Annotated in this window: 15 protein-coding genes; all 15 read left to right on the top strand. The window is 37.3% G+C overall.

What is annotated here, in order from left to right:
• Window positions 1-712: hypothetical protein (locus K0R93_RS18270; RefSeq protein WP_300304578.1), on the top strand; the 712-nt coding region annotated here is incomplete at its 5' end.
• A 141-nt stretch (window positions 713-853) separates the two neighbouring features.
• Window positions 854-1,342, top strand: a complete 489-nt coding sequence (locus K0R93_RS18265) for an RDD family protein (protein ID WP_300304575.1) — start codon at window positions 854-856, stop codon at window positions 1,340-1,342.
• An 881-nt stretch (window positions 1,343-2,223) separates the two neighbouring features.
• Complete coding sequence (locus K0R93_RS18260; RefSeq protein WP_300304572.1) at window positions 2,224-2,502, top strand: hypothetical protein; 279 nt, start codon at window positions 2,224-2,226, stop codon at window positions 2,500-2,502.
• A gap of 19 nt (window positions 2,503-2,521) precedes the next feature.
• Window positions 2,522-2,944 (top strand): SMI1/KNR4 family protein, encoded by a 423-nt coding sequence (locus K0R93_RS18255; protein WP_300304569.1) that lies wholly within the window; start codon window positions 2,522-2,524, stop codon window positions 2,942-2,944.
• Between the two features lie 40 nt (window positions 2,945-2,984).
• A complete protein-coding gene (locus K0R93_RS18250; protein ID WP_300304566.1) occupies window positions 2,985-3,236 on the top strand; it encodes a hypothetical protein in 252 nt (83 codons plus the stop codon).
• 2 nt (window positions 3,237-3,238) lie between these two features.
• Window positions 3,239-3,649 carry an SMI1/KNR4 family protein gene (locus K0R93_RS18245; protein WP_300304563.1) on the top strand — a complete coding sequence of 137 codons (411 nt, stop codon included), beginning with the start codon at window positions 3,239-3,241 and terminating at the stop codon, window positions 3,647-3,649.
• A gap of 439 nt (window positions 3,650-4,088) precedes the next feature.
• Window positions 4,089-5,393, top strand: coding sequence for an RHS repeat-associated core domain-containing protein (locus K0R93_RS18240; RefSeq protein ID WP_300304560.1), 1,305 nt, complete (start codon window positions 4,089-4,091; stop codon window positions 5,391-5,393).
• A 23-nt stretch (window positions 5,394-5,416) separates the two neighbouring features.
• Entirely contained in the window at window positions 5,417-5,767 is a 351-nt protein-coding gene (locus tag K0R93_RS18235; protein ID WP_300304557.1) for a hypothetical protein, read from the top strand.
• Window positions 5,768-6,394: 627 nt separating this feature from the next.
• Window positions 6,395-6,634, top strand: a complete 240-nt coding sequence (locus K0R93_RS18230) for a hypothetical protein (RefSeq protein WP_300304554.1) — start codon at window positions 6,395-6,397, stop codon at window positions 6,632-6,634.
• Window positions 6,635-6,968: 334 nt separating this feature from the next.
• A complete protein-coding gene (locus K0R93_RS18225; protein WP_300304551.1) occupies window positions 6,969-7,727 on the top strand; it encodes a transposase in 759 nt (252 codons plus the stop codon).
• Between the two features lie 240 nt (window positions 7,728-7,967).
• Entirely contained in the window at window positions 7,968-9,608 is a 1,641-nt protein-coding gene (locus K0R93_RS18220) for a YegS/Rv2252/BmrU family lipid kinase (RefSeq protein ID WP_300304548.1), read from the top strand.
• A 123-nt stretch (window positions 9,609-9,731) separates the two neighbouring features.
• On the top strand, window positions 9,732-10,904 hold the full coding sequence (locus tag K0R93_RS18215) for a DUF5667 domain-containing protein (RefSeq protein ID WP_300304545.1): 1,173 nt from the start codon (window positions 9,732-9,734) through the stop codon (window positions 10,902-10,904).
• Between the two features lie 206 nt (window positions 10,905-11,110).
• Window positions 11,111-11,515 carry a dihydroxyacetone kinase phosphoryl donor subunit DhaM gene (gene dhaM / locus K0R93_RS18210; protein WP_300304542.1) on the top strand — a complete coding sequence of 135 codons (405 nt, stop codon included), beginning with the start codon at window positions 11,111-11,113 and terminating at the stop codon, window positions 11,513-11,515.
• 140 nt (window positions 11,516-11,655) lie between these two features.
• Window positions 11,656-12,651, top strand: coding sequence for a dihydroxyacetone kinase subunit DhaK (locus K0R93_RS18205; protein ID WP_300304539.1), 996 nt, complete (start codon window positions 11,656-11,658; stop codon window positions 12,649-12,651).
• A gap of 47 nt (window positions 12,652-12,698) precedes the next feature.
• Complete coding sequence (gene dhaL / locus K0R93_RS18200; protein WP_300304536.1) at window positions 12,699-13,337, top strand: dihydroxyacetone kinase subunit DhaL; 639 nt, start codon at window positions 12,699-12,701, stop codon at window positions 13,335-13,337.
• The last annotated feature ends 26 nt before the right edge of the window (window positions 13,338-13,363 follow it).

Raw genomic sequence — 13,363 nt, 5'->3', positions numbered from 1 at the left:
TGATGAAGCGAACAAGATTCGTGACAAATATAAACCTGGTGGAAGCGGTGGCGGAGACGACACAGGATCCGACTGGGATGATGATGACGATGATGATGGTGGCTCATCAGGCGGCGGTTACAACCCTCCTCCAAGACCAGCCTATGAAACAAGGGGAATTGAGTATAACGGCACAGCTCCTGGTATAAATTCGAAGATAAGCAATACTCAAGTTAAGCAACCTCCATTAAACATGGATTTGAAAACGAAGCAGTTACTAGCTCAGGATGCTAGAATTAAAGGGAAGAGTAAAGATATTATTACGTTAGAAGGTAAATTAGGTACAGGTTTACAGATAAAGCCTAAACTACTAGGAGTAGAACTTGAGTTAGGCGCTTCTAGATATTATGAATTTGCTCCAAATCAAGAATTAAGAGAATCTTTAGAGTTTGATGCAAATATTAAGATTACGAACCAAATTATGATTGGATTTTCATCAAAAGGATCAGTCGATACTGCTACAGGAAAGCAAGTAGAAGGAAGTCCAACAGCATTTCTAGGTATTAAAGTGGGAGACCGAAAAATTGGATTTGGGGATATACCTAATTCAAGTGATGTAGAAGCTGATTTGATTGGGTTAGGAGTACTTACACCGCTAGGAGGTGCAGAGGGTAACGTTAAAGTTAATTTATCCGAATTGGGGAGACGAATTAAAGAAAATCTATTTAAATAAGATAGGTATATAACAACATCATTAGTTAGATAAATGTTAGACTTCGGATGTTTAAGCGCTATAGTAATATATGATATAGTTATTATATATTACTGTAGCTTATTTTTAAGAAAAACCACTATAGAGTAAGGGGAGATATATATGCAAGTTTGCCCTAATGAAGATATAATAAAAATCAATCTTCCTTTTGCAGGCTTTTGGAGAAGGGTATTTGCATTTTTTATTGATGTAGTGATTCTAATTGTGGCGAATACAGTAGCAGCGTCACTCATATTGCTTATTATAAAGACAATATTTCAAGGAAAAATTAATGTAGAGTCTTTTGAAATTATTACTACTATTTCCTTAAATACATTTATATTGATGTACATTGTGTATTTTACATTAGGAGAATCTAGTGGTTGGCAGGGAACAATAGGTAAAAAGCTAGCGGGGATGATTGTCACCGATATAAGGGGGAATAAGCTGAGTATTAAGGGGGCGTTATTAAGAACACTATTGAAATTTATATCAGTATTTGTCCTACTGGGATATTTATCAATACCGTTTACTAAGCGCAGACAAGCACTACATGATTTTATGATGAAAACGGTTGTAATAAATAGTCAGTCGATAAAAAATGATAAGTAGGTGAATGTTTTGTTATTAGTAGCTATTATATTAATACTCTTGGGAAGTGCAAAAATAATGTTTCCTGAGCACATTAGACGGTATAAGACTTATGAGATATTTGATAAGTCAGAACAACGGAGTAATGGTGCAATCTACTTTGAAAGATTTATTGGGGTAATATCAGTAGCTATCGGTATAGTGATGTTATTGCAAAAGTTTCTGTGAAAATAGACAGAAGCAAGATTATAAATATCAAGAAGTTTGTGAGAGCAATATAAGTTCATACCACAATTCTTATGAGTAACATATTGAATAAACGACTCTAAGTAATATGACACATCTATTAGACCTTAATGGAGGGTAATATATATTCTCTCTATTAAGGCTTTTCTTTTAGTAGTCATTTCAAGACACACAGCCAGCTGCCCTCCGTAGAAGCTACAGGCAAAGGATAGAAGGGGGATTTCATGGAAGGCGTGTTGAAACAGATATTGGGATGAAAAATTTGGGGTAAAGGCGAAGCTTGTGGAAGTTTTTGTAATGTAGATTGGAAATAAATCATTTATGTTTACAACCTAGGGACGAGTAATAATGGAAGTAACTATCCATCCAAGAGCTATCTAAATGGGCTCATTACTGTATATACTGACCCAAATAATAGACCAACAAACTATGATAAGGAATATGGCTAGAGTCCAGATTTTGATGTATTAACTTCAGCATCAGGAGTTCCGGGGAGTCAGATAGTAAAAGATTTAGTTGAGGATAGTTTAGTTGCTTTATCAGGGGTTATCATTAAAAAGTCGATTGAAAGTGAAGCGGGTAGTAAAGTAGAGATTGTTGATAAAAGTAAGAAAACTTTCAAAATAAATGATTGGAATGATTATCCAGATGATTATGTGCCTAAACCAGATACTGAGAAAACTTGGGAACTGCTTGAGGGTGATACATATAATAGCGCAAGGAAAGCGGCAAATAAACAAAATGCTAAAATTAGAAAAGCAAATCCTGATGTTAGGGCAAATGAACTTGAGATTCATGAAATAGAGCCTATTAAGTTCGGGGGAGACCCAATAAATCCTGCAAATAAAGTAGGTATTCAAGGGAAGGTACATAAAAAATATGTTAGCCCCTGGTGGGATAAAATTAGGAATGCAGTCAAAAAGGCGTTAAAATAAATAGAAAGAATGTGGATACATGGATTATAAAAATAATGAATATTTAAAAGAACTTGATTTTAGTAGTCAACACCCTATTACAGTTGATGAATTGAATAAAATTGAAATTGCTGTGGGAATTAGCTTCCCACAGCAATACAAGGAATTTATGCTATTTTCCAACGGTGCAGTTGGTGAAGTAGGAAACAGCTGTTTAAGTATATGGGAACTTGAAGATGTCCAGGAGTTTTATGAAGATTGTTGTGAAGGTGGCTTAACTGATATTGTTTTGTTTGCATCAGATGGTGCAAAGACCGGTTATGGTTTTGATAAAAGAAAAATTGATACTCCTATAGTTTCAGTTCCGTTAGATTCTCTTGAAATAGATTATGTAGAGTTTTGTGCTAATAACTTAGATGATTTTATAATATACTTATATAATTATAATTGGGATGAAGATTAATTTTAAACAGCGATTATCAGCAAAAAGTGAGGGTGCTAAAATGAGCAATGGCAAAAATAATAATGACGCATATTCTAAGGCTAAAAAAAGTTGTAACTTGGCTAATAGAGAGTTAAGAAAAAACAATGAGACATTAAAAGGTCTGCAAATTCATGAAATCGAACCTGTAAAGCTTGGGGGAAATCCTACTGACATATCTAATAAAACATTTTTACCTCGAGACAGACACGCAAAAGTAGTTGTATGGTGGAACAAAAGGATTAGAGAAGCTAGGAGAAGTATGGAGGAATAGGTATGGATAAAAAGTATGATAATCTATTAGATAGAATTGAATTAAATTCTCCTTGTTCAAATGAGGCTATCAAAGAAGTTGAAAAGACTCTAGGGTTTATTTTTCCTAAGGAATATCTTAGCTTTCTACTAAGAAGTAATGGAGGCGAAGGTTGGGTAGGTGAGGATTCGTATCTATCACTGTGGAAAGTAGACGAAATTGTAACTTTAAATGAAGCATATCAAGTGGGTGAGTTTGCTCCAGGACTTATAATATTTGGTTCGGATGGAGGTCTAGATGCCTACGCGTTTGATACTAGGACTGAGAGTGCTGTAATTGTTGAAGTACCATTTATAGGTATGAATCTAAGAGAAGTGAAATATTGTAGTAGCACTTTTGTGGAATTCCTAGAATATTTATACAGTAAGGAATAATATAATCGTCGAAATACTAAATTCACAACATACATGCGATAGGGGATGGAATGCCATAGGCAATGGGGAAAGATATGAGATGGTATTAGGACATCACGATATTGGTTTAAGAGAAGTAATATGGGCAAAGTAAGATTTAAACATAATCTATGTATTAAATAGCTACCAATATGGCAGGATATTCTATCCTGCCATATCTATTTTCCAGTATGATGCCAATGGAAGCCTCATCAAGGAAACAGATAAAGGAAAAACCACAACCTACAGCTACAATGAAAAAAATGAGCTGACAGCCATTGCTTTTTCAGACGGAACCGATTTAAAATATAAGTATGATGGCTATGGCAGAAAAGTAAAGAGAGAAGAGACCTATCCAGCCAATGACAATGGACACCTAAAGACTTTCACGGACAACATCCTTTATGACGGACGACAGGTTATGAAGGAATATGAAAAAGATGGAGATGAAATCAGCCAATACTATCTGGCAGGAGATCAGCCAGTGGCAAGGAAGATGTATGGCTACCATGACAGAAAGCCCCAAGGTGGACCGATCATTCAACCTACGGGATTGATGACCTACTATCACTATGATGGACTAGGCAATGTCATGGATCTAACAGACACCCAGGGACGAGATGTGGCGAAGTTCCGCTACAGTGCCTTTGGAGAAGTCTTTGCAGGGATCATGTCTCCTTACAACTACCATGGTATCACAGGAAAAGAATATGATGCCAAGGCAGGCTTGATGCATTATTCCAGCCGATGGTATGATCCATCAGTGGGAAGATTTACCCAACCTGATACATATAAAGGAGAAATAGGGCAGCCGCAACTATCCCATCCATATGTCTATGTAGGAAATAACCCGATTAACAGGATCGACCCAACGGGTCACTATATGGAGGGTGACGAAGATTTAGGTATGTCCGATGAGGACTGGGATGCCATAGGAGAATTGGGTGATGCATGGAACAATACCGATGATCCCGATGAGAAAGCAAAGTTTCATGAAGAAGCAAACAGAATTCGAGACAGATATAGACCTGGCGGTAGCGGTGGAGATGATACCGGCTCTGACTGGGATGATGATGACGATGATGGTGGATATTCAACACCTTCAAGACCAGCCTATGAAACAAGGGAAATTGAGTATAACGGAACATCCCCTGGTATAAATCCGAAGATAAGTAGTGTTCAAGCTAAGCAACCTCCATTAAACATGGATTTGAAAACGAAGCAGTTACTAGCTCAGGATGCTAGAATTAAGGGGACGAGTAATAATGGAAGTAACTATCCATCGAAGAGTTATCTAAATGGGTTCATTACTGTATATACTGACCCAAATAATAGACCAACAAACTATGATAAGAAATATGGCTATAGTCCAGGCGTTGACGTTTTAACTTCAGCATCGGGAGTTCCAGGAAGCCAGATAGTAAAAAATTTAGTTGAAGATGCTTTGATTACTTCAGCAGGGGTTATCATTCCAAAAGAGGTAGAAAGACAAGCTAAGAAACTCTCGCCAGAAGCAAAAAAAGGACTCGAAAAGGCTCTTGAAGCACTTGAGACTGGAGATACAAGAGGTTTAAATGATCATCCTTTATCAGGAAATAGAAAAGGACAGCGGGCAGTTGATATTAAAGGCACAGGAAAAGGTAGAGGTGCTGGAAGGGTGATCTTTGAAAAACTTCGTGATGGAGGAATTAAGATAATTGAAATTATAACAGATCACAAATATTAAGAAATGCGAGGCGGTAAAAGTTGATGATGAAACATCTATTGTTAGAAGTTTATTGCGACTGTCAATCAGAGAATGGTCATATAGTACCCTCCCATTGTCTAAATGGTAGTGTTAGACCTGGTAGTCATTGTATTGAAAGCAATTGTGAATTTTTGAGTTATACCTACTGTCCAAATGAAATTGCATATGCTGGAGAAACAGGGGTAGTAGAAAGTTTAGATGACTTCATAGGATTTGGTGGGGAGATGGAACCAGATTCAAATGAGACATTAGAAAGAAATATTTTGATTACTAAATGGAAAGATATATGTATAAAGAAAATATCTGAAGCCTATGATGAGTATATGACATTTAAAAAAAGCTTAGAGAAATAATTTATTGAAGCTATATATTCTGCAGGTGAGTTTTTTGAGCGTGAAGTATAAAGGAAACGTACACGCTAAATATACTTAGCTAGCACGGTACGTGTTCGACTGTTTACATTAAGTCAGAAATATAATTGTACTATAAATGCACCACAATCCCTGCTAGTAATGTACAGAATATAGAATTAAGGGGACGGGTGAAGGTAACAACAAAGTATTATTAGCTTCGGCAGATACACTTCTATTACCTAAGCTATTATGGGAAGTACCTAAAGTTGATCCTAAACTTCTTCTAGAGGGAGCAAGGAAATATGTAGGAGTAAAAGTATTCTTAGATATATGGAATGCAAGTACAATTCAAGCAGGAGAAGAAGAGGGAGAAGCTCTAGTTAAGGTTAAAGAACCAGCTAGTCATGGTAGCCTACAAAAGCAAGTGGAAAAAGGACAAGCACCTAGAGAGGTTGATAGAGTAGATAAACCTCATGTTCCGGGACAAAAACCACATGTTCATTTTAAGGACGGGACTTCCTTAAACAATGATGGAACAATACATGATGCGCATAAAGGAACTCCTAATCCAAGTAATAAAACAATAGATTGGTTAAATGAAAATGGATGGAAAGCGGGGAACTAGTCGTGAAAGTATTTGGATACCAAAAAGATAGTGAAGAATTAATAGAATTACAAGAGGTTTCTTTTCAATCCGATATACGAGAATTAGATAAGATAATTGAATTTTTACAAGAGGTAAAAGAACATCATAGTAAAGTTATTGGCGAAGTGGAGTTATGCCATTCGCATTTTCGCGATTGGGATGTTGGCTGGAAAGCTGGCTCAACAGATATTATCGTTGTAACAACTTCTAAGGATAAGTAGAATTTAGCTGAGTAATGCGACAAGGGGACAGGATGCCGTAGGCAATGAGGAAAAGGATGTAATGGCACTAGGACATCACGATAGTGAGCAGTAGAAAACAGTAAGTGGAAAATAAGGTTTAAACATGATCGATGTAATTAAATAACTATAAATATGGCGGGATATTAAGTCCTGCCATATTCTTTTCCAGTATGATGCCAATGGAAGCCTCATCAAGGAAACAGATAAAGGAAAAACCACAACTTACAGCTACAATGAAATAAGTGAGGGACAAGGGGACAGGTACATTGTCCCTAGAATCAAAGCATGATATGATTAATTTGAGGTGATTATTATGCCAAGACAAGCACGGGAAAAAAGTAGCAGTAAAATATATCATTTAATGTTACGCGGTATCAATAGACAGAATATCTTTGAAGATGACGAAGATAGACTAAGGTTTATAGAAAGAATAGCGTATTATAAAACAATTAGTAACTATGAACTATATGGATATTGTCTGATGGACAATCATATTCATCTACTCGTAAGAGAGATTGATGAATCTATATCTAAGGCTGTGAAAAGAATTAGCAGTAGCTACGTGTACTGGTATAATCAAAAATACGACCGATTAGGACACCTATTTCAAGAACGGTTTAAAAGTGAAGCTGTAGAGACAGACGAGCATTTTCTTATGGTTCTTAGATATATTCATCAAAATCCAGTTAAAGCAGGAATAACAAAAGATATGGGGAAATACTTGTGGAGTAGTTATAGAGAGTATGTCGAGATGCCAATCCATACTGATATAAATTTTGCCTTAGATATTTTTTCTGAGGATAGAATAAAAGGGATACAATTATTTCAAGCATTTATGAGCGAGAAAAACAATGATCAGTGCTTGGAATACAAAGAGAGAATCAAAATATCTGATAAAGAAATAATAGACTATTTCGAGCAGTTAGGAGTAGCAAATATAAGCGAACTGCAAAAACTTGAAAAAGAAAGACGAAATGAGATTATAAGGGAGATTAAAAAGGTAGAAGGTGTTACAATTAGGCAAATATCACGAGTAACAGGCATACCTAAAAGCATAGTAGATAGAGCTTAACCGGGACAATGAACCTGTCCCCTTGTCCCGTTCATTAAAGGGGAGGCGTATTAAACGATAGGTTTATGATGACCTATCTTTGTTTATTGTAAAAAGGAATTGCAAAAGATATAAAGAATTAAATAAGTATAATATGAAAGCACCTTCAAAGTTGGTGAACATGTACCTTATGGATTTGGAAGTCGTCTAGTCTATAGGGTAACGAATATTCTAGAGTATTTTAAAAAGGAAGGTAAAGATATGAAAGTAAAATTGATTTATAATCCTATTTCTGGAGATAGGACTTTTAAGAACCACCTTGACTATATCATCGATAAATTTCAGCAGAAGGGTATGCAAATAGAGCCTTATAGGACTAATAAAAAAGAAGAACTGGACAAGATGATTTCACAAATGGATGGTGCTAATTATAAAAAGATATTGATTGCTGGTGGAGACGGCACCATAAATCAGGTGGTCAATAGTTTGTTAAGGTATAATATTGACCTGCCCATAGGAATATTCCCAGTTGGGACAGCCAACGATTATGCACAATATTTTAATCTACCCCAGGGCATTGAAGAAATTGTTGAAATTCTTTTAAGAGATAATTATACATTATCCGATGTGGGTTTGGTGAATGATCGGTACTTTATCAACGTAGCCAGCCTCGGGGTATTGATTGATATCAGCCAGAAAACCAACACAGAGCTTAAAAACAGTCTAGGTGTACTGGCCTATTATCTAAATGGTATCACAGAGCTTCCTAAGTTGAAACCAGTAAATATAAAAGTGAATAGCAGCACCATGAATTACGATGGGGAGATACTATTTATGCTGATTATGAATGGCAGGTCAGCAGGCGGATTTCACAAGATCGCGCCAACCGCCTCTATCAATGATGGCTTGCTAGATGTGTTCATCTTTAAGAAATGTCCCATATATGAGCTGGCTGCCCTATTACTGACCGTAATCAATGGGGAGCATATCAACAATTCAAATGTAATACATTTTAAAACAGAGGATTTATTCATCGATACAGTCGGTGAAGTCAGCACAGACTTGGATGGGGAAGGCGGGCCTGTATTTCCGCTTAATCTCCGAATTATCTCCCAAAAGCTCAAAATCATCACCCGCTATAATAACGAAGATGGCAGTGTACCCCAGAAAAACCTGGAACTGCATCATGTGAGGAAAGCATTCCAGCAGATTTCAAAGGGTTTTGTAAATGAGATTCAAAAACATGGGGAAACAAAAGGTGAAAGAAAGGTGATAGATGATCTTAGAGAACTATTTAGAAATCTTCCCCGCCATAATACATTTAGTTATGTGAACAAGGGTTCGTTAAGTGAAGACTTTTTTAGGGACGCGGAAAAAACTCTGGATAATGGGTATCTATATATTGTGTTATCAAGTACCGGCAGTGCGGCAGGTGAGACCATTGCAAAGGTGACGAACAAAAACTATTCCCATTCTTCCCTATCTTTTGATGAAGAATTAAAAACAATTATTTCCTATAATGGGGGAGAGAAGATCTATTCACCGGGATTAAATCTCGAAATGTTGGAGTTTTTCTATCAGAAAGAGGATGCCAATATTTTAATCTACAGGATTGAGGCAACCTACGAGCAAAAAAAACAGGTATTGGAGCATATAAGAAAGATTAATCAAGAAGGCAGTTCTTATAATGTGCTAGGATTGGTATTGCCCTATTCCCACAAAGACAATATTATGTTCTGTTCTCAATTTGTTTACAATATGTTGAGACAGGCTGGTCTTACATATTTCGATAAAAGATCTGAGTCAGTGAAACCTACGGATTTTGTGGAACTTGATTATGAACGGAGATTAGAATTTTGCGGGAAGGTTGTTATTAAGGATGCAATCCTAGGGAGAAAATAAGCCAATGCCCTAGGGCATTAGAAAAAACTGCCATGAGAAATATAGCGAAAATAGGTCCCAAATATGAAAAATATGACGTATCCCTTTACTAGCAAAAAGATGAAGCTAAAGGGAGGACATAAAATGAAAAAAAAGATTATATCAGGAGTTATGGCAGGCTTATTAAGTATTGCACCTGTATTTGCAGATGAAACGACAATCACAACTGATCCAGGTATCACACCAGATAGTGTATTATATTCTGTGGATCAGTTGGTGGAGGATATTCGCCTCTCCATGGTATCAGATATTGAGAAAAAAGCGGAGCTGTTGATTGCCATTACCCAAGAGAGATTGGCAGAGGCCAAGCAGATGACAGAAGAGGATAAAATTGAATATGTGAATAAGGCAATGGAAGCCTATGGAGAAAGAATAGAGGAAGCCTTTGAAATCGTATCGGAAGCAGTGCTAAAGGAAAGCATTGACAGTACTGTGAAAGAGACGTTAAAGCTTCAGCTGGAAGACTCGGCTGGTGTTATCGAGTCTGTAGAAGCCGTGGTAGATGATAATCAAAAAGAAGAATTGGCCGAAAAGAGGGATAGTGCTTATCTTGTGGCCAACGTGGTAGCAGATTTAGATCAAGAGAAAGTAATAACCTTGAGGGAAGAAAAGAAGCTGGGTTATGGACAAATTGCAAAAATATTCTTACTGGCAGATGCCACTGGAAAATCTGTGGAAGAAATTGCAGATATGATTACCAGCCAGGGAAAAGGCTTTGGAGAGATTACAAAAGAACTGGGAATACATCCTTCTCAATTAAAGGCTAAAGTACAAATCGAGAAAAAAGTTCAGCTAGATAACCAGCTTGAAGAGGCAAAGACGACTCTTGAGGGAGCTCAGGAAGAACTAGAAAAGGCAATAGAAGATGCAAACGAAGAAGCGGTGAAAGCGATTGAGAAAAGGATAAGTGAAATAGAGAAATTAGTAAAGGAAGCAGAAGAAAGTAAGGAAAAATTAGAGAAGGAATTAGAAGAAATTAAAGAGAAGATTCAGGAAGAATCTAACAAGTTAGAAGATGAAGATAAAGATGAAGATAAAGACGATGAAGATAAAGATGATGAAGAAGATGAAGAAGATGAAGAAGATGAAGTGAATAAAAAGGAACAGAAACCATTAGAGAAATTTAAGAAACAAGAAGAAAAACGATTGGAAAAGATGATGAAAGAACAAGAGAAAGAGCAGAAGAAAAGAGAGCTGGAATTAAAGAAAGAAGGAAAGAAAGAGCAGAAAAACAGCAAAGGTAAAAAAGACAACTAAGATGAATATTTAGAAAAACCAAGCATAATTCAGTGAGACAGGTCCCATGGGGAACCTGTCTTTTTGATGTTTGTAGAGAATAATTTCAATAAGATCTGAATACATCTTTATAATAGGACAAGTAACAAAATGAAGAACTGAGAAGAAGAGCAAATCAGTGTGGAAAAAAGATTGGAAAATAATAGACTGTATAGGGGGAGAGGATAATGATAGGCATTGTAATTGTATCCCATAGTCAAAAAGTGGCAGACGGTATTAAGGAAATTGCGGAAGAGATGAATCATGGGAAAGTCGAGATTAAAGCTGCCGGCGGGGTTGATGAGGATGACGGTAGGATTGGAACCAGTGCTTTTAAAATAAAAGAAGTGATCGAAGGAATTCATTATATTGAAAACATACTCTTATTTGTGGATATGGGTAGTGCAGCTATGAACGCAGAAATGGCTGTGGAAATGCTTGACGAAGAAATAAAACAAAAGGTATGGCTGGTAGATGCACCATTAGTCGAAGGTGTGATAGCAGCAACAATTCAGGCTTCCATAACGGACAGCATAGAAGATATTCTCGCAACGGCTATGGAAAGCAGAGATTTTCAGAAATTTAGTGGATAAATATTGGTGTCAAAAGAAAATTTTCTAAAAAGCTGACAGCCCTATCATATATTAAGGACAAGGTAAATAAGTATATAGGGGAACCTATAAAAGGAACATTCAAAGAATACTTAAATAAAAAATTAAAGGGGGATAAGAAAATGAGAAGATTGGTTAACAATCCTTATGATGTGGTGGAGGAAATGCTAGAAGGCTATACCAAGGCTTTTCCCAATCATGTAAAGCTATTGGAAGATGATGGTCGGGTTGTTGTTAGTGTGAAGTCACCAATAGAGAACAAAGTGGGTATTATCATTGGTGGAGGTTCAGGACACGAACCCTTATTCTTAGGGTATGTGGGTGAAGGCTTTGCCGATGCAGCAGTTGTTGGAAATATCAATACTTCCCCATCACCGGAGCCATGTTACAATGCTGTAAAAGCAGTGGATGCAGGAAAAGGATGCTTATACATGTATGGCAATTATGCTGGTGATGTAATGAATTTTGATATGGGTGCAGAGATGGCTGCAGACGACGGTATTCGGGTAGAGACTGTACTGATTACGGATGATGTGTATTCTTCAGAAAATATTCCTGATAGAAGAGGTGTGGCCGGAGACTTCTTTGTTTTTAAGGCTGCAGCAGCAAAGGCAGCCATGGGCGCTGATTTAGATGAGGTAAAAGCTGCAGCCCTTAAGGCCAATGATAATACAAGATCTATGGGCGTTGCATTATCCTCCTCAACATTGCCTGTAACAGGGAAGACAATATTTGAAATGGAAGATGGGGATATGGAAGTAGGTATGGGAATCCATGGAGAGCCTGGGGTAAGAAGAACAAAGCTTGCACCGGCGGATGAAGTCGTAGATGAAATCATGAAATACGTTATCGCGGACCTCCCTTTTGAATCAGGAGATGAAGTTGCTATCCTTGTAAACAGCTTAGGGGCAACACCATTGATGGATCTACATATTTGTTTTAGAAAAGCAGCCCAAATCTTAGAAGAAAAGGGAATCAACATTTACAAATCTTTCGTTGGACCTTATGCTACATCTATGGATATGGCGGGAATGTCCATTACCTTGATGAAGGTAGATGACGAGCTAAAGGCATTGGTTGACTATCCATGTGACACACCTTACTGTGTCATTAAATAGATCAAAGGCTCTTAGGCAGCAACGTAAGAGGGAGGAGAGACGAAGGAATGTATGAAGACTTTTTGATAGATAAGGTTTACTTTGTAAAAGTAATTGAGGATTTAGCCCAGATGATAGAGGAAAAAAGAGATTATCTAAGCGGTCTAGATTCCGACATTGGAGATGGAGATCATGGAATCAATTTGAGCATAGGTTTTCGAGAAGTTATGAAGAATCTAGGAGACTGGCAGCAGAAGGATCTAACATTCCTTTTCAAGAAAATGGGTATGGCTTTATTGGGAAAGGTAGGTGGATCCGCAGGCCCTCTATATGGAAGCTTTTTTATGAAGTTTGCAGAACAAGCAGGTGGAAAGGAAGCTGTAAGTTTTGTAGAGCTTTATCAGATGTTCAAAGCAGGGATCGAGGCCATTGAGATGCGGGGAAAAGCTGTAGTAGGAGAGAAAACCATGGTGGATGCCCTTCGCCCTGGGTTAGATGATTTTACAAAATCTATTGAAGAGGGTTTAGAACCTAAGTCTGCCTTCGAACGGTTTGTAGCTGCGGCAAGACAAGGCTCAGAGGCGACAATTCCGCTGGTAGCAAAAAAGGGTAGAGCCATGCGACTGGGAGAGCGGGCTATAGGCCATCTGGACCCCGGGGCAGCTTCTGCGGTATTAATCCTCGAGATATTTTACAATAATCTATAAGAATGGGAAGGGACCAATTGACGGTA

The organism is Anaerosolibacter sp., assembly GCF_029240175.1.
Classification (GTDB): Bacteria; Bacillota; Clostridia; order Peptostreptococcales; family Thermotaleaceae; genus Anaerosolibacter.
This window is presented reverse-complemented; position numbering and strand designations above follow the sequence as displayed.

Bases quoted from the DNA above. Each gene is read 5' to 3' on its own strand.
- K0R93_RS18265 (WP_300304575.1), top strand. From the start codon at position 854: ATGCAAGTTTGCCCTAATGAAGATATAATAAAAATCAATCTTCCTTTT.
- K0R93_RS18255 (WP_300304569.1), top strand. From the start codon at position 2,522: ATGGATTATAAAAATAATGAATATTTAAAAGAACTTGATTTTAGTAGT.
- K0R93_RS18250 (WP_300304566.1), top strand. From the start codon at position 2,985: ATGAGCAATGGCAAAAATAATAATGACGCATATTCTAAGGCTAAAAAA.
- K0R93_RS18245 (WP_300304563.1), top strand. From the start codon at position 3,239: ATGGATAAAAAGTATGATAATCTATTAGATAGAATTGAATTAAATTCT.
- K0R93_RS18240 (WP_300304560.1), top strand. From the start codon at position 4,089: ATGAAGGAATATGAAAAAGATGGAGATGAAATCAGCCAATACTATCTG.
- K0R93_RS18235 (WP_300304557.1), top strand. From the start codon at position 5,417: ATGATGAAACATCTATTGTTAGAAGTTTATTGCGACTGTCAATCAGAG.
- K0R93_RS18225 (WP_300304551.1), top strand. From the start codon at position 6,969: ATGCCAAGACAAGCACGGGAAAAAAGTAGCAGTAAAATATATCATTTA.
- K0R93_RS18220 (WP_300304548.1), top strand. From the start codon at position 7,968: ATGAAAGTAAAATTGATTTATAATCCTATTTCTGGAGATAGGACTTTT.
- K0R93_RS18215 (WP_300304545.1), top strand. From the start codon at position 9,732: ATGAAAAAAAAGATTATATCAGGAGTTATGGCAGGCTTATTAAGTATT.
- dhaM (WP_300304542.1), top strand. From the start codon at position 11,111: ATGATAGGCATTGTAATTGTATCCCATAGTCAAAAAGTGGCAGACGGT.
- K0R93_RS18205 (WP_300304539.1), top strand. From the start codon at position 11,656: ATGAGAAGATTGGTTAACAATCCTTATGATGTGGTGGAGGAAATGCTA.
- dhaL (WP_300304536.1), top strand. From the start codon at position 12,699: ATGTATGAAGACTTTTTGATAGATAAGGTTTACTTTGTAAAAGTAATT.